The 15318-nt window shown below is 68.4% G+C and carries 16 protein-coding genes; all 16 read right to left on the reverse strand.

The genetic code is table 11. The annotated features are described in order from the left end of the window. Positions 1-74 precede the first annotated feature (74 nt). The gene (locus QM782_RS24700) at positions 75-1355 is read right to left on the reverse strand and encodes an acetyl-CoA hydrolase/transferase family protein (RefSeq protein WP_415205716.1); all 1281 of its coding nucleotides are present in this window, start codon (positions 1353-1355) and stop codon (positions 75-77) included. Between the two features lie 345 nt (positions 1356-1700). Further along, positions 1701-2420 (reverse strand): ABC transporter ATP-binding protein, encoded by a 720-nt coding sequence (locus tag QM782_RS24705; RefSeq protein WP_415205508.1) that lies wholly within the window; start codon positions 2418-2420, stop codon positions 1701-1703. Further along, positions 2410-3162, reverse strand: a complete 753-nt coding sequence (locus tag QM782_RS24710; protein WP_415205509.1) for an ABC transporter ATP-binding protein — start codon at positions 3160-3162, stop codon at positions 2410-2412. The genes QM782_RS24705 and QM782_RS24710 overlap by 11 nt, the downstream gene beginning before the upstream one ends. Beyond that, positions 3162-4073 (reverse strand): branched-chain amino acid ABC transporter permease, encoded by a 912-nt coding sequence (locus QM782_RS24715; protein ID WP_415205510.1) that lies wholly within the window; start codon positions 4071-4073, stop codon positions 3162-3164. Before QM782_RS24715 ends, QM782_RS24710 begins: the two co-directional genes overlap by 1 nt. Further along, positions 4066-4941: a branched-chain amino acid ABC transporter permease gene (locus QM782_RS24720; protein ID WP_415205511.1), complete on the reverse strand. Its 876-nt coding sequence runs from the start codon at positions 4939-4941 to the stop codon at positions 4066-4068. Before QM782_RS24720 ends, QM782_RS24715 begins: the two co-directional genes overlap by 8 nt. Before the next feature lie 6 nt (positions 4942-4947). After that, positions 4948-6117 (reverse strand): ABC transporter substrate-binding protein, encoded by a 1170-nt coding sequence (locus QM782_RS24725; RefSeq protein WP_415205512.1) that lies wholly within the window; start codon positions 6115-6117, stop codon positions 4948-4950. A 119-nt stretch (positions 6118-6236) separates the two neighbouring features. After that, entirely contained in the window at positions 6237-7028 is a 792-nt protein-coding gene (locus tag QM782_RS24730; RefSeq protein ID WP_415205513.1) for an enoyl-CoA hydratase/isomerase family protein, read from the reverse strand. A gap of 123 nt (positions 7029-7151) precedes the next feature. Further along, a complete protein-coding gene (locus tag QM782_RS24735) occupies positions 7152-7835 on the reverse strand; it encodes a nitroreductase (RefSeq protein ID WP_415205514.1) in 684 nt (227 codons plus the stop codon). Positions 7836-7839: 4 nt separating this feature from the next. Beyond that, positions 7840-8265, reverse strand: coding sequence for a YybH family protein (locus QM782_RS24740; protein ID WP_415205515.1), 426 nt, complete (start codon positions 8263-8265; stop codon positions 7840-7842). Positions 8266-8277: 12 nt separating this feature from the next. Continuing rightward, a complete protein-coding gene (locus QM782_RS24745; protein ID WP_415205516.1) occupies positions 8278-9252 on the reverse strand; it encodes a Bug family tripartite tricarboxylate transporter substrate binding protein in 975 nt (324 codons plus the stop codon). 11 nt (positions 9253-9263) lie between these two features. After that, positions 9264-10466 (reverse strand): CaiB/BaiF CoA transferase family protein, encoded by a 1203-nt coding sequence (locus QM782_RS24750; protein WP_415205517.1) that lies wholly within the window; start codon positions 10464-10466, stop codon positions 9264-9266. A gap of 2 nt (positions 10467-10468) precedes the next feature. Next, positions 10469-11713 (reverse strand): CaiB/BaiF CoA transferase family protein, encoded by a 1245-nt coding sequence (locus tag QM782_RS24755; protein ID WP_415205518.1) that lies wholly within the window; start codon positions 11711-11713, stop codon positions 10469-10471. A gap of 138 nt (positions 11714-11851) precedes the next feature. Beyond that, positions 11852-13018: an acyl-CoA dehydrogenase family protein gene (locus tag QM782_RS24760; RefSeq protein WP_415205519.1), complete on the reverse strand. Its 1167-nt coding sequence runs from the start codon at positions 13016-13018 to the stop codon at positions 11852-11854. Between the two features lie 26 nt (positions 13019-13044). After that, positions 13045-13506 (reverse strand): MaoC family dehydratase, encoded by a 462-nt coding sequence (locus QM782_RS24765; RefSeq protein WP_094437690.1) that lies wholly within the window; start codon positions 13504-13506, stop codon positions 13045-13047. A 31-nt stretch (positions 13507-13537) separates the two neighbouring features. Next, positions 13538-14425: an HpcH/HpaI aldolase/citrate lyase family protein gene (locus QM782_RS24770; protein WP_415205520.1), complete on the reverse strand. Its 888-nt coding sequence runs from the start codon at positions 14423-14425 to the stop codon at positions 13538-13540. A 222-nt stretch (positions 14426-14647) separates the two neighbouring features. Continuing rightward, positions 14648-15262 (reverse strand): TetR/AcrR family transcriptional regulator, encoded by a 615-nt coding sequence (locus tag QM782_RS24775; protein ID WP_415205521.1) that lies wholly within the window; start codon positions 15260-15262, stop codon positions 14648-14650. Positions 15263-15318: the final 56 nt, after the last annotated feature.

A 15318-nucleotide genomic window follows, 5' to 3' on the forward strand; every position in this document is an offset into this window, starting at 1 on the left:
ATTTCCCTTGTTCGTGACGTCAAACCGGCTTGCGGCCCTTGCAGGGCAACCGCCGAACGCTCCCGTGCCGGCCGTCAGCCGAAGGCCGCGCCGCAGCGGCGCAGCAGTTCATGGGCCTGGCGTTCCAGCTCGGCGCGATGCGCGGGCGCCGCGATGTCCAGCATGCGCTGCACGCGGCGCGACAGCGGCTGGCCGCGCAGGTCGGCCACGCCGTGTTCGGTGACGACCAGGCCAGCGTCGCAGCGCGGCGTGCTCACGGGGCCCGACAGCTGCGCCACGATGCGCGTCGCGCTCTTGGCGGTCGACGGCAGCGCCACGATGGGCAGGCCGCCCTTGCTGCGCGCGGCGCCGCGCAGGAAGTCCACCGCCCCACCCACGCCGCCCACGTACACGCCGCCGGCGACCTCGGCATTGACCTGGCCGGTCAGGTCCACCTCGATGGCGGCGTTGATCGCCACCAGCTGGTTCAGGCTGGCCAGCACCTCGGGATCGTGCGTGTAGTCGGTGCCGCGCAGCGCCAGCGCGGGGTTGCCATGCGCCCAGCGGCGCAGGCGCCCGCTGCCCATGAGGATGCCCGCGATGCTCACGCCCGCATCGCGCCCCTTGCGCGCGTTGGTCAGCACGCCCGCCTCGGCCAGGGCCACGACGCCATCGCCGGCCGCGCCGGTGTGCAGGCCCAGGTCGCGCCGGCCGTGCAGCGCGGACAGCACGGCCTCGGGCAGCTTGCCGATGCCCACCTGCAGCGTGGCGCCATCCTGCACGTGGGCGGCGATGTGGCGCGCGATCGCCTGGTCGACGGCGCCGGGTTCGGCCCGTTCGGCCTCGATGGGCGGGTGCTCGGCGTCGACCAGCAGGGCGAAGTCGTCGGCCTGCAGGTGCACGCTGCCGTGCGTCCAGGGGATGTCCGGGTTCACCTCGCCGATGACCACGCGCGCCTTCTCCAGCGCGGCGGTCAGGTATTCATGCACCAGGCCCAGGCTGTAGCGGCCCTGTGCGTCGGGTGGAGAGACCTGCAGCAGCACCACGTCCGCCGGCAGCACGCCGGCGCGGATCAGCCCCGGCAGGTGCGAGTAGTGGCTGGGCAAGGCGTCCAGCACGCCGGCCTTCGCCAGGTCCCGGTGCGCGCCGGCCGCGATGTAGCCGAAGAAATCGATGGCATCGGCCTGCTCGGGCCGCAGCGTGTCGGAATTGCCGATGCCGACGAACACCCGCAGCCGGCCGCCCTGCGCGAGCGCGTGGCGATGCTGCACGACGGCGCGCGTGAGCGTCAGCGGCTCGGCCGTGGCCTGGCCCCACCACAGCGTGTCGCCCGCGCGCAGCAGGGCTTGCAGGGAAGCGGCGAGATCCTGGGCCATCAGCATGCCCCCCTCGATCCGGCCAGCCCCACCAGGGACCGCGTCCTGCCGAACGCCGCAGACGCCGTCCCCGGCATCGGCGCGCCCGGGCCTCGTACCGTCGCCTCGACGGGCAATGCCGTGCCAGCCAGAGCCGCACGCGGGAAGAGAGGATGGATCATCGGAAAACCTCCGGAAATAGAACGGCGAGCCCAAACGACTGCCGGCATGCACGGGCATGCGGAGAACTTTGGCAAGTGATTCTTGACGAACCTGCTGCCACGCGATGCCGGGGCACACGCATTCCGTGCTTCGACAAAGACGCATGCATCGCCACGTACGGATGGCCTGAGGCGGCTCCGGATCTCACAGCCCGAGGTAGGCCTTCTTGATGTCCGGGTCGTGCAGGAACACGTCGGACGGCCCGTGCTTGACCACCGCGCCCGACTCCAGCACGTAGGCGTAGTGGCTCACGCGCAGCGCCACCTCGGCGTTCTGCTCCACCAGCAGCACGGTGACGCCCTGGCGGTTCACGTCGCGCACCACCGCGCTGATGACGTTGACGAACGCCGGCGCCAGGCCGATGGTCGGCTCGTCGAGCAGCAGCACGCTGGGCGCGCTCATCAGCGCACGCGCCACGGCCACCATCTGCTGCTGCCCGCCGGAAAGGGAGCTGGCATCGCTGGGCAGCTTGGCCTTGAGGTCGGGAAAGTAATGCAGGCAGGTGTCGAACAGCTCGGCGCGCTTGGCCGCGTCGCGGATGCGATAGGCGCCCATCTCCAGGTTCTCCTGCACCGTCATGCTGCCGAACAGGCGCCGGCCCTCGGGTACCAGCGCGATGCCGTGGTCCAGGATCACGTTGGGCGCGCGGTTGGTGAGCGGCTTGCCGCCCAGCGTCACCTCGCCCGAGCGCACCTTCACCAGGCCGGTGACGGCCTTGATCAGCGTGGACTTGCCCGCGCCGTTGGCGCCGATCAGGCTGACGATGCTGCCGCCCTTCACTTCCAGGCTGACGCCGGTGATGGCCGGCACGGCACCGTAGTTGACGCACAGGTCGCGCACGGCCAGGGTGTGCTCAGAGGTCATGCGCTTCCCCCAGGTAGGCGGTGAGCACCACGTCGCTGGCCTTCACCTCGTCGGGCGTGCCGGTGAAGATGATCTCGCCATGGTGCAGCACGTAGATGCGGTCGCAGATGGCCATCACGGCGCGCATGTTGTGCTCCACCAGCAGCATGGACATGCCGTACTCCGCCTTCAGGCGGCGGTAGACCTTCAGCGTCTCGGCCACCTCGGTCTGGTTCAGGCCGGTGAGCGGCTCGTCGTAGCAGATCAGCTTCGGCCGCGCCGCGAAAGCGATCGCCATGCTGAGCAGCCGCTGCAGGCCATGCGGCAGGTTCTTGGCCACCGCGCTCGCATGGCCGGACAGGCCAAACAGCGCGATCGCCTCGTCGATCACCTGCTCCTGCTCGGCATGGCGCACGCGGCCATTGCGCGTGCCGCCCAGGGCGCCGATCAGCACGTTGTCGCGCACCGTCATCGACGGCAGGTAGCTGCCGTGCTGGAAGGTGCGCACCAGGCCCTGCTGGCTGATGCGCTCGGGCGTGGCGCCGGTCATGTCGGCTCCGGCGATCGTGAGCTGGCCGGTGGTGGGCGCGAGAAAGCCGCTGAGCAGGTTGAACGTGGTGCTCTTTCCCGCACCGTTGGGGCCGATCAGGCCGACGATCTCGCCCGCGCGGATGTCGATGTCCACGCCCGAGACCGCCAGCAGCCCCTTGAACTGCTTGGACAGGTTGCGGCCCGACAGGAGAACGTCGTCGGCATGCGCCATCACCGCCCCCCCTTGCCCGCGTGCCGCGGACCGGCCAGGCCCATCAGCCCCTTGGGCATGAACAGCACCGACAGCACGATCGCCAGCCCATACAGGATGTGTTCGCTGCCGCCCAGGCTCTGCGCGTAGCTGGCGATGCCGACCAGCAGCACCGCGCCCACGACGGGCCCGAGCGGGCTGTCCTCGCCGCCCACCTTGAGGTAGGCCAGCGCGAAGGTCGAGAGCATGAAGCCGAAGTCCAGCGGACTGATGACGTTGTTGGCGAAGGCATGCAGCGACCCGGCCAGCCCGGCCACCGCCGAGGCGATCGCGAAGCACACCACCTTGGTGAAGAACACCCGGTTGCCCACGCTGCGCACCACGTTCTCGTTGTCGCGGATGGCGACGAAGATCTTGCCCAGGTGGGAACGCTCGATGGCCAGCAGCACGAGGACGAGCGCGAAGCACAGCACGGTGGCGAAATACTGGTAGTACGGCTCCAGCCATGCCGGCGGGAAGATGCCCACCAGGCCCGAGTTGCCGCCTAGCGCATCGGTGCGCGTGTAGAGGATGCGCAGCGCCTCGGTGAACGCGAAGCCGATCAGCAGGAAGTACGGCCCCTTCACCTTCAGCGTGATGCCGCCGAACACGATGCTCACGGCCAGCGCCAGCAGGCTGCTGAGCGCGAGCGTGACCACGAAGGGCAGTTCCACGGTGTTGGCGATATAGCCCGTGCAGTACGCGCCGATGCCGAAGAACGCCGCGGACGCGAAGTTCAGTTCCCCGATCAGCAGCACGAAGCGCAGGCTGGCCGCCGTCACCGCCGCGATGGCCATCCAGACCACCAGGCTGCCGATGTAGCCACTGCCGAACGCCACGCAAGCCAGCAGCACGCAGGCGACGGCGACGATGCCCAGTGCGTCCTTAGTCATTTCCAAAGAACCCTTTCGGCCTGACCAGCAACACGACCATCACGATCACGAAGATCGCCAGGTTGGCCAGCGAGGGGTCGAAGTAGAAACCGACGAACGACTCCAGCAGCGCGATCAGCAGGCTGCCCACGATGGCGCCGACGATGCTGCCCATGCCGCCGACCACCACGGCGATGAAGCCCTTGACGAGGTAGGAGTCGCCCAGCGTGGGCGTGACGGCCGCCACCGGCGCGATCAGCATGCCGGCCACGGCCGCCACGGCGGTCGCCATCAGGAAACCGTACAGCGCGATCTGCCGGTAGGCGACGCCTTGCAGCATGGCCGCCTCGTGGTCGATGGAGACCGCCCGCAGCGCCTTGCCGAAGCGCGTGCGCTGCAGCAGCACGATGATGGCCGCGGTGAGCAGCACGGCGAAGACCAGCAGCACCAGCCGCTGGCTCGACACCGTCAGGCCCCACAGGTGCACGTTGCCGTCCAGCAGCGCCGGCACGGGCCGCACCGCGCCGCCGAAGACCTCCAGCATGATCCCCTCGAACAGCAGCACCAGCCCGGCCGAGAGGATGAAGGAGCCGATCATGTCGCGCTCCAGCCGCTTGAAGCCGAACTGGTAGACCACCAGCCCCGCCACGAGGCAGGCCGCCAGCCCTGCGGCCCCGGCCACCAGGTAGGCCGCCCAGCCATGCCCCAGGCTCGGCGCCAGCGCGCCCAGCGCCAGCGACAGCACCAGCGCCCCGAAGGTGAAGAACTGCCCGTGCGCGAAGTTCACCACCTTCAGCACGCCGAAGATGATGGTCAGCCCGAGCGAGAAGAGGATGTACACGGAGCTGATCTGCAGCGCCGTGAACAGCAGCTGGAAGACGTCCTGCATGGCGCCTTATTTCTGCACCCGGCCCACCTCTTGCAGCGAGGTGCCGACGAGCCGGGTGACGATCACCGGCAGGCGCATCTGCTGGTCGCTGCCATAGATGTCCTTGCCGCCAAAGCCGGTCTCGCCGTAGAAGGACTTGAACTTCACCGTGGGCATGACCTTCGCGACGTCCGCCGGATCGGTGCTCTGGGCCTGCTCCATCGCGGCCTTGATGGCCCATACGGCGTCGTAGAAACCGATCTGGATGGCGTTCACGCCCTCGCCCGTGGCCTTGCGCACGCCCTCGTCCAGCGACTTCTGGTGCGGCGTCATGCTGTCCACGCTGACGGCGGCGCCCAGGTAGGCGCCTTCCACCGCATCCTTGCCCGTGGCCAGCAGCCCGTCGGCGCCGGTGCCCACCTCGACCACCTTCACGCCATTCCAGCCCAGCGCCTTGAGTTCCTTGAAGATCAGCCCGGCATCGGCGGGCGGCGTGGAGGCCAGATCGACCACGTCGGGCTTGGCCGCGTTGAGCTTGGCGGCGATGGGCTGGAACTCGCTGGTGCCGCGCTCGTACCAGTCGCTCACCAGCACCTTCGCGCCGTTCTTTTCCCAGGCGGCCTTGGCGACCTTCTCGGTCTCCTGGCCGGTGGCGTCGTTGGGGTTGAGGATGGCGACGGTCTTGACGTCGGGGTGCAGCTTCTTGATGTGGGTGATCAGCGGCTCGGAGATCTCGTTGGGCGAATTCATCTGCGAGAAGGTCAGCGGGAACTTCGGCCCCTTCATGCTGTTGCCCCAGGCGGCGGTGAACAGCAGCACGCCGCGCCGTTCGGTGAGCGACTGCAGCGCGCGCGCCGGCGCCACGCCGATGCTGCCGGCCACGTACTTCACCCCGTCGCGCGCGACCAGCGCCTGCGCCACCTTGGCGCCCTCGGCAGCGTTGTACTTGTTGTCGTAGCCCACGCACTCGAAGTTGTGGACCTGCCCCTTGACCTTCACGCCACCCTGCGCCTTGACCTCTTCCGCGGCCTTGGCGCACATCCATTCGGAGCCCTTGCCCCAGTTCGCGCCCGAGCCCGACAGCGGGATCGACAGGCCCAGCTTGATGGTCTGCGCCGCACCGGGCAGCGCGACGGCCAGCAAGGACGCCGCGGCAGCGGCCTTCATCAGGGTGGGCAGGGAAAACGCGTGGCGCATGGAGTCTCCTTCGGATGGTCGATGTGGGCTGTATTGAAAGAGCCGCGGCGGCGCACGGTCAATACACCAATGTCCCGCGTTCCGTACAACGCAGCAGGAAGGTCCAGTATCAATCAGTATCAGCCATTCGAACCGGCGGCAAAACCCTGTACCCCCGCCTCCAGCGCCGGCGATTGCGTCCGGTAGCGGTGCTGCATCCAGCGCTCGTAGCGCAACCCGTCGGCCAGCGGCAGCTCCAGCGCGCGGCGGGCCATCTGCTTCATGGAAGCCAGTGCCAGCGCGTCCGCGGTCGCGATCTCCTGTGCGAGCTGCAGCGTGGCCGCCTCCAGTTCCGCGGCGGGCACGGCCAGTGCGGCCAGGCCCATGGCCTCGGCCTCCCGCCCGGTCATGCGCCGGCCGGTCACGAGGTAGTACAGCGCGCGATGCAGGCCGATCCGGCGCGGCAAGCGCTGCGAGCTGCCGCCGCTGGGCAGCAGGTTGCGGCGGATGTGCTCGTCGCCGAGCAGCGCCGCCTCGTCGGCGACGACCAGGTCGCAGGCCAGCGCCAGTTCGAAGCCGCCCGCGACCGCGAAGCCGTTGACGCTGGCCAACACGATCTGCGGGGCGGACTCCAGTCGCTCGAAGGTGTCCTGCATCAGGTCCTGGTGGCGCTGGTGCGCCGCGCGGTCCGCGAGCACGCCGCCCGCCAGCCACTTGAGGTCGTTGCCGGCGCAGAACGCACGGCCGCTGCCGCGAACGACAAGCACCTTGACGGCGCCCTCGGCTGCCGCGCAGTCGCGCACCGCGTCGTTGAGCGCCTGCAGCGTCGGCCCGTCGAGCGCGTTCATGCGCTCGGGGCGGTTCAGCGTGATGCGCCGCACCTGCGGCCTCGGTTCGTCGACCCGCAGCGCGGGCGTGGGCGATTGCAGCATGTCAGTTCTCCATGGCAATGCGTGCCACCCGCATCGCATCAAACCGGTGGCAGGCGGTGGTTCCGGCAGCCGCGGAACGGGCGGCCGCGCGCGGTGACGCCGCCCAGCGAGGGCGGCTTCATGTCAAACCAAGTGCAGGATGTCGTCCACCCCGGCGCGCTCGGTGCGGTAGCCGTTCACGGGGTGCTGCGCGTCGGCGTAGCCGAACGAGATGCCGCACACCACCTTGCGCCCTTCGGGCATGTCGAAGTATCTGCGGATGAACCCGGACTGCATGGCCAGCGCCGCCTGCGGCGTGGTGGCCACGCCGTGCGCCTGCGCCGAGAGCAGGAAGGCGCTGACGAAGCCGCCCGCGTCCACGGCGCCATAGGTGCCCAGTTCCCCCGGCACGGTGACGATGGCCACGTGCGGCGCGCCGAACAGACGGAAGTTCTCGAACGACTGGCTGTCGCGCCGCGCCTTGTCCTCGCGTCCGATGCCCAGCGCCGCATAGAGCTGGAAGCCCGACCTGCGGCGGCGGTCGAGGTACACGCCCCGGTATGCGTCCGGAAAGGGAAAGTCGGCATCGAGCCCGGGATGCTGGCGCACCTGCTCCATCAGCGCATCACGGAACTTGTCGGTGCTCCCGCCCGACGTGACCACCAGATCCCAGGGCTGCGTGTTGCACCACGAAGCGGTACCGCGGGCAACTTCCACGATGCTGCGGATCACGTCCTCCGGCACCGGCCGGGGCAGATAGGCCCGGCAGGTGGCACGCCCGAAGACCAGGCGCCGCAGCGTCTCGACATCCGCGTTCTGCATGGCCATGGCATCAGTCCTTGCCCAGCGGAGGCGCGGCAGGGATGGTGGAGAAATGGTGATCGGCGATGCGCCAGCCGTCCGCCACCTGCGTGAGCACCAGCGTGGCGCGCAGCGTGGAGCGCGTCTGCTCGTTGCCCGCGAGCGTGAAGGTGAATTCGACCATGCCCTGCGCCAGCACGCACCCCGGAGCGAGCACGCGCAACTCGGTGTCGGACATCTGCATGGTGCCCGCGAGGATCACGCCGTCGTACGACGCGAAGTAGCCGCGGATGGCCTCGCGTCCCACGAAATGGCCGGGACGGCCACCGAAGAGCAGGCCGTCCTCGGCATAGGTGGCGGCCAGCGCGTCGGCGTTCCAGGAACTGCCGGCGCGGTTCCAGCCGGCCACGGCCTGGTCAAGCGCGTCCTGCGCCTCCGAGAAGCGGGTGGTGGTCACGCCGTTCCCCTCTCACTCGGCCTTGGCGCCGGCGACCTTCATGAGCTTGCGCCACTTCTCCAGTTCGCCGGGGCCGGCGGCCTTGGCCGTGGCGGCGTCCTGCACGTCCACTTCCAGGCCCTGGTTCAGGCACAGTTCCTTGAAGGCCGGCGCCTTGGCGGCCTTGGTGACGGCGTCGGAGAGCTTGTTCACGATGGGCTGGGGCGTGTTGCGCGGCGCGAAGATCCAGATGGGCGAGGACGCCTCGTAGCCAGGGTAGCCGAGCTCGGCCACGGTGGGCACGTCGGGCAGGCTCTGCGAACGCTGCGCGGTGGTCACGGCCAGCGCGCGCAGGCGCCCGCCCTTGATCAGGGGCAGCACCGTGGACATGCCGTTGAAGCTCAGGTCGATCTGCCCGGCCGCCGCATCCACCGCCACCTGGCCCGGCGCCTTGTAGGGCACGTGGTTGAGCTGGACGCCCGCCATGCTGGCGAGCAGCGCCGCCGCCATGTGCGAGGTCGTGCCGTTGCCCGACGAGCCGTAGCTGATGATGCCGGGCTTGGCCTTGGCCGCCTCGATCACGTCCTTGAGCGTCTTGTAGGGCGAGCTGGCCGCCACCGAGATCACCAGCGCGGAGTTGGCGATGCGGGCGATGGGCTCGAAGTCCTTCACCGCGTCGTAGGGCGTCTTCATCACCAGCTGGTTGGTGTAGTGCTGCGCATAGGTGGCCAGCAGCGTGTAGCCGTCGGGAGGCGCCTTAGCCACGAAATCGGTGCCGATCACGCCGCCCGCGCCGGTCTTGTTCTCGACGACGATCGGCGAATTCCAGTTCTTGAGCAACTCCGCCGCGATCTGGCGCGCAGTGAGGTCCGAGCCCGAACCCGCCCCCGTGGCGACGACGAAGCGCACGGGCTTGCCGTCGGGAAAATCCGCCGCCGCCGCAGGGCCGGCCAGCACGGTCAAAGCGGCCAGCGCCATCGCGCCGCCAAAGGTACGTCTGTGCATCATGGCTGTCCTCCTTAGATGAAGGTTTCCTGGGAACGAAGAGACTCGATGCGCGCCTGGGGCAGCCAGTCCCGCAGCGCGGCGACGGCGTTGTCGGTGCTCAGGGGCGCGGGCGGCTCGGGCCGTGCCGCGGGCGTGCGCGAGAAGCGCGGCCCCGGCGCCGGCTGGACGACGCCGTCGATCTCGGTCAGCGTGCCGCGTGCGCGGATGTGCGGATGCTGCGGCGCCTCGTCGAAGTCCAGCACGGGCGCGACGCACGCGTCCAGTTCGCCCAGCAGCTGCGTCCATTCGTCGCGCGTGCGCTCCTTGAACTTGGCCGCCAGCACCTGCTTGGCTTGCGGCCAGCGCGCCTGGTCCATCTGCTTTTGCAGCAGCGGGTGGTCCTGCAGTTCGAGCTTGTCCAGCAGCAGCCGGTAGAACTTGCCTTCGATGGGCGCCACGCTGACGTACTTGCCGTCGGCGCATGCGTACACCTCGTAGAAGTGCGCGCCGGTATCGAGCAGGTTGGTGCCGCGCTCCTTGCCCAGCATGCCGGCCGCGTGCAGGCTCATGGTCACCGTCAGGATGGAGGCCACGCCGTCCACCATGGCAGCGTCGACCACCTGGCCGCGGCCCGAGCTGCGCGCCTGCAGGATGCCCGCCAGCAGCCCGAACGCCAGGTACAGCGAGCCGCCTGCATAGTCGCCCAGCACGTTCATCGGCGGCGTGGGCGCCTGGCCGGCGCGGCCCATGGCGCTCAGGGCACCGGTGATCGAGATGTAGTTCAGATCGTGTCCCGCGACCTGCGACAGCGGACCGTCCTGGCCCCAGCCGGTGACACGGCCGTAGACCAGGCGCGGGTTGCGCGCCAGGCACGCATCCGGCCCCAGGCCCAGGCGCTCCATCACGCCGGGACGAAAGCCCTCGATCAGCGCATCCGCCTGGCCGATCAGCTCCAGCACGAGTTCCACGGCGGCCGGGTCCTTGAGATCCACGCGGATGGACTTGCGGTTGCGCAGCCCCAGGTCGAACTGCACGGGGCGGGGCGCGCCCAGGCCCGAGGGTTCCTTGCGATCCACGCGGATGACGGTGGCGCCCAGGTCGGCCAGGAACATGGCGGCCAGCGGGCCTGGGCCGATGCCGGCGATCTCCACCACCTTGACGCCGGCCAGCGGGCCCTGGCGAGCGGGCGCAGGCCCGTGTGCGGATGCGGATGCGGGTTCGTGCGCGGCGGCCATGCTCAGATCACTCCCTGCTCGCGCAGTTGCGCCAGCTCGGCCTCGGACAGCTTGAGCAGGCCGCGGTAGACCTCCTCGTTGGCCGCGCCCAGCGCCTGGGCCGGCTGGTCGAAGTGCACGGGCGATTCGGAGAACTGGATCGGCAGCCCCATGCCCATGGCCACGGTGCCGCTGGCCGCCAACCCCGGGTGCTCCAGCGGCACCACGGCGCCGCGCTGGTGCAGGTACGCATCGGCCAGCACCTGCTCGGGCGTGCGCACTTGGGCGCAGGGCACGCCGCGCAGCTCCTGCAGCTCATGGATGACTTCGGCGCTCGTATGCCGGTGCATCCAGGCCTGGATGGCGGCATTGATCTCCACCGAGTTCTTGGTGCGCGGCCCCAGCGCGGCAAAGCGCGGGTCCTGCGCCAGATCGGGCTGGCCCATGGCCTGCGTGAGGTTCTTGAACCAGTCGGGCTGGAAGGCCACCAGGGCCACGTAGCCGTCGCGCGTCTTGTAGACGCCGAACGGCGTGAGCCGCTCCAGGAAGTTGCCCGAGCGCCGCGGGTAGCCCTCCTTCAGGTAGACGTCGAAATGCTCCTCGGCCACCAGCGAGGCCAGGCAGTCGAGCATGGAGACCTGCACGCGCTGGCCCACCCCGGTGCGCCCGCGGTGGATCAGCGCCGACAGGATGCCGTTGACCGCGAACAGCGGCGCGATCAGGTCCGCCAGCGGCAGCCCCAGCCGCGTGGGCGGGCCGTCGGCGAAGCCGGTCACGTCCATGATGCCCGACAGCGCCTGCACGATGATGTCCATGCCCTTGAGCTTGGGATAGGGGCTGGGCTCGCCGAAGGCCTTGACCGAGGCGTAGATGATCTTCGGGTTGGCCTGGCGCACGCTCTCGTAGTCCACCCCGAGCCGGGCCATCGCGCCCTCGCTGGCGTTCTCGATCAGCACGTCGCATTCGCAGGCCAGCTGCATGAACAGCGCCTTGCCCCGCGGCGACTTCAGGTCCAGCGTGATGCTCTTCTTGTTGCGCGCGCGGTTGAGGATGGACAGCGAGACGTCCTCGGGCTGGCGGATGCCGAAGTGAATGCCCCCGTCGTCCACGTAGGGCGGGTTGTTGCGGGCGATGTCCCCGCCGCTGGGCGACTCCACGCGGATCACCTCCGCGCCCAGCCCGCCCAGCAGTAGCGAGCCGTACGGGCCCGCCAGCGCCACCGTCAAGTCGAGAACGCGTATGCCCTCCAGGGGCTTGCTTGCTGACATGCTTGTCTCCCGGTCCCGTGTATGTGGTCGGATTTCTAGGTACTCAAACGCAGAGCCGCCATCGCCTGCACCGTGGGCGCCGGCGGCCGATGCCATGGCCGGCTTCCCCCTGCACGGGAGAAGCCGGGCAGGCGCCAGTCAATACGACTTGGGCAGGCCGAGCTTGCGCTCGGCGATGTTGGACAGGATGAGCTGCGGCGTGACAGGGGCGATGTAGCCGATCCAGGCCTCGCGCATGAAGCGCTCCACGTGGTACTCCTTGGCGTAGCCGAAGCCGCCGTGCGTCAGGATCGACGTCTGGCAAGCGTTCATGCAGGCCTCGGAGGCCAGCAGCTTGGCCGCGTTGGCCTCGGAGCCGCAGGACAGGCCCTTGTCGTACAGGCTGGCGGCCGCGAAGATCATGTGGTTCGCCGCTTCCAGCTCGGCCCAGCTGCGCGCCAGCGGGTGCTGCACGCCCTGGTTCTTGCCGATGGGTCGACCGAACACGATGCGCTCCTTGGCGTACTGGGTCGCCAGCTTGAGCACGGCGCGGCCGATGCCGACCTGTTCCACCGCGACCAGCACGCGCTCGGCGTTCATGCCGTGGAAGATGTACGACAGGCCCTTGCCTTCTTCGCCGATCAGCGAATCCTTGGACACCGGCAGGTTGTCGATGAACATCTCGTTGGTGTCCACCGCGGCGCGGCCGAGCTTGTCGATCTCGCGGATGTCCACGTACTTGCGGTCGAGCTTGGTGTAGAACAGGCTCAGGCCCTCGCTGTGCTTCTTGACCTGCTCGATCGGCGTGGTGCGCGCCAGGATCAGCATGTGGTCGGCCACCTGCGCGGTCGAGATGAAGACCTTCTTGCCCGAGATCAGGTAGTTGCCGTCGGGCTGCTTCTTGGCCACCACTTTCAGCTTGGTGGTGTCCAGGCCCGTATCCGGCTCGGTGACCGCGAAGCAGGCCTTGTTCTCGCCACGTGCGAAGGGCGGCAGCCAGCGCTTCTTCTGCTCGTCGGTGCCGAAGTGCACGACCGGCTGCAGGCCGAAGATGTTCATGTGGATGGTGGAGGCAGCTGCCTGGCCACCGCACTCGGCCACCGTGCGCATGAACAGCGCCGCCTCGGTCACGCCCAGGTTGGCACCGCCCACGTCCTCGGGCATGCAGATGCCCAGCCAGCCGCCGCTGGCCACCGCCTGGAAGAACTCGTGCGGGAACTCGTGGTTCTTGTCCTTGTTGCGCCAGTACTCGAGCGGGAAGTCCGCGCAGATCTGCTCTGCCGCATCCACGATCGCCTGCTGTTCGGGGCTGAGTTGGTAATCCATCGCTTGTCTCCTTTGCGGGATGCCGATCAGGCCTTGTCGGCGGGCTTGAGCATCATCAGGCCGGTGCGCACGGCAGTGCAGACGATCTCGTCGCGCTGGTTCTTGGCCACGTGCTTGAAGGTGACGATGCCCGAGTCCTTGCGGCTCTTGGAGATGCGGGTCTCCAGGATCTCGGTTTCCACGCGGATGGTGTCGCCGTGGAAGGTGGGCTTGGGAAAGGCGATCTCGCCGAAGCCCAGGTTGCCCAGCGTGGTGCCCAGCGTGGTCTCGTACACCGTGATGCCGGCCACCAGCGCCAGCAGGAACATGCTGTTGACCAGGCGCTGGCCGTAGAAGGTCTTGGCGCTGTACTCGGCGTCGATGTGCAGCGGCGCGCAGTTGTAGGTCATGGCCGAGAACAGCACGTTGTCGGTCTCGGTGACGGTACGGCGGATGGCGTGCTCGATCACCATGCCGGGCTTGAATTCTTCGAAGTAAAGGCCTGCCATTTGTCTATCTCCTGGTGGTTGAAAGGGGGAATCAGCTCTTGAGCGAATTGGCGAGATCGATGACGTCGCGCGCAGTCTTGACGTGGGCGATGTCGATGTGCTCGCCGTCGTACATGACCGAAGCGCGGCCCTGCTTCTGGGCGGCTTCCAGCGCGTCGATCATGCCCTGGTAGAACGCGACTTCCTCGGCCGTCGGCGTGTAGGTGCGGTTGATGGTCTCCACCTGCATCGGATGCAGGGCCAGCTCGCCGGACATGCCCAGCTGCCGGTCGAACGCGGACGCCTTGGCCAGGCCTTCCAGGTCCTTGATCTGCTGCCAGATGCCGCCGATGGGCTGCTTGCCGGCGGCGCGCGCGGCCATCACCACGCGGGACTTCATGTATTCGGACTCGCGGCCCTCGGCGGTCCACACGTACTTCAGCGCGCGGCCCACGTCGGCGTTCTTGGCCGTGGCGCCGACGATGCCGACGACGCGCGGGATCTGTGCGATCTCATAGCACAGCTGCATCGAACGCGCGGTCTCCAGCAGCGGAATCAGGCCGACGGAGCCGAGCGGCAGATTGGCGCGGGTCTCCGCCTCGGCGATCATGCACGAGGCCATGTGCACGTCCTCGGGGCCCCAGGGCTTGGAGATGTAGATGCCTTCCACACCGGGCTGCACGACGGCGAGGATGTCGTCCAGGTCATAGATGTGCGCCGTGCGGTTGACGCGCACCCAGATGCGCTGGCCCTGCTGGAGCAGCTCGGGGATCTTCCTCGCGACCAGCGCCCGCGCAGCGACTTTCTCCGCAGGCGGCACGCTGTCCTCCAGGTCGAGGATCAGTGCGTCGGCCTTGGCGTTGGCCGCCTTGTCCAGCATCGATTCCTTGTTGCCCGGAACGAAGAGAAAGGAACGGATGGGCTTCATCTGCTTGGTCATGTCTACCTCAGGTTGGTGGAAGAAAGGAGTAGTGCGCCTGCCGCGCTGTTGTCATCTAACTATCAATTGTTAGTTTGGCAGATACCGGACACCCGATCCATGGGGTTTACCCTTACCGCTCGCCCGGCCCTCCTGGGCGTCGAAGAGGCCCGGCATCCTGTCCCCTCGATGGATGGAGACGGGACACGCAGCAACCGCTGGAGAAGAAAGGAAAGGCGCCGGCTAACGGCCGTACGGGCTCACGCCGTGGAAGAACATGTCGCAGAGCTGGTCCGCGACCGTATCGAGTGCCCCCTTGCGGGCATCGAACCAGGTCTGGATGGACGTGATGGCGCCCAGGATCATGACGCGCGCCAGGTGGATGTCGACGTCGCCGCGCAGCCTGCCCGCCGCGCGCAGGTCTTCCAGCAGGCTGTTCCAGAGTTGCTGATGGCGTTCGCGCCGCTTGATCTGCCGCTCGCGCACCTTGTCCGGCAACTGGCCCAGCAGCCGGCTGTGGGCCAGCGCGAAGTCGCCATGCTTGACGATGCCGGCCATCTGTCCGCGCACGGCCGCCCGGAAGCGCGCTTCCGCATCGGCATCGGCATCGAGCGCATCGAGCTGCTCGTTCAGGAAATGCAGGATGCGGTCGCCGCCCTGCTCCATCACCTCGTCCACGAGGTCTTCCTTCGAGGGGAAGTGGTAGTAGATGCTGGCGGCCTCGATGCCCGCCTGCTCGGCGATGTTGCGCATCGTGGTCGCGGAATAGCCATGCGTACCGAAGGTACGGGCAGCAAGCCGCAGAAGATTCTCGCGCGTCTCGCTGGTGCCGGTGGTGCCCATCTGCCTTCTTGCCATGGCTGCTGCGTTCCATACGGTGATAACGAAACGATCCTAACAGGCCGTAGGCAGGC

Source organism: Pseudorhodoferax sp., assembly GCF_047601025.1.
Classification (GTDB): Bacteria; Pseudomonadota; Gammaproteobacteria; order Burkholderiales; family Burkholderiaceae_C; genus Pseudorhodoferax.

Bases quoted from the DNA above. Each gene is read 5' to 3' on its own strand.
- QM782_RS24745 (WP_415205516.1), bottom strand. From the start codon at position 9,252: ATGATGCACAGACGTACCTTTGGCGGCGCGATGGCGCTGGCCGCTTTG.
- QM782_RS24760 (WP_415205519.1), bottom strand. From the start codon at position 13,018: ATGGATTACCAACTCAGCCCCGAACAGCAGGCGATCGTGGATGCGGCA.
- QM782_RS24705 (WP_415205508.1), bottom strand. From the start codon at position 2,420: ATGACCTCTGAGCACACCCTGGCCGTGCGCGACCTGTGCGTCAACTAC.
- QM782_RS24775 (WP_415205521.1), bottom strand. From the start codon at position 15,262: ATGGCAAGAAGGCAGATGGGCACCACCGGCACCAGCGAGACGCGCGAG.
- QM782_RS24725 (WP_415205512.1), bottom strand. From the start codon at position 6,117: ATGCGCCACGCGTTTTCCCTGCCCACCCTGATGAAGGCCGCTGCCGCG.
- QM782_RS24770 (WP_415205520.1), bottom strand. From the start codon at position 14,425: ATGACCAAGCAGATGAAGCCCATCCGTTCCTTTCTCTTCGTTCCGGGC.
- QM782_RS24730 (WP_415205513.1), bottom strand. From the start codon at position 7,028: ATGCTGCAATCGCCCACGCCCGCGCTGCGGGTCGACGAACCGAGGCCG.
- QM782_RS24755 (WP_415205518.1), bottom strand. From the start codon at position 11,713: ATGTCAGCAAGCAAGCCCCTGGAGGGCATACGCGTTCTCGACTTGACG.
- QM782_RS24700 (WP_415205716.1), bottom strand. From the start codon at position 1,355: ATGGCCCAGGATCTCGCCGCTTCCCTGCAAGCCCTGCTGCGCGCGGGC.
- QM782_RS24720 (WP_415205511.1), bottom strand. From the start codon at position 4,941: ATGCAGGACGTCTTCCAGCTGCTGTTCACGGCGCTGCAGATCAGCTCC.
- QM782_RS24710 (WP_415205509.1), bottom strand. From the start codon at position 3,162: ATGGCGCATGCCGACGACGTTCTCCTGTCGGGCCGCAACCTGTCCAAG.
- QM782_RS24715 (WP_415205510.1), bottom strand. From the start codon at position 4,073: ATGACTAAGGACGCACTGGGCATCGTCGCCGTCGCCTGCGTGCTGCTG.
- QM782_RS24735 (WP_415205514.1), bottom strand. From the start codon at position 7,835: ATGGCCATGCAGAACGCGGATGTCGAGACGCTGCGGCGCCTGGTCTTC.
- QM782_RS24765 (WP_094437690.1), bottom strand. From the start codon at position 13,506: ATGGCAGGCCTTTACTTCGAAGAATTCAAGCCCGGCATGGTGATCGAG.
- QM782_RS24750 (WP_415205517.1), bottom strand. From the start codon at position 10,466: ATGGCCGCCGCGCACGAACCCGCATCCGCATCCGCACACGGGCCTGCG.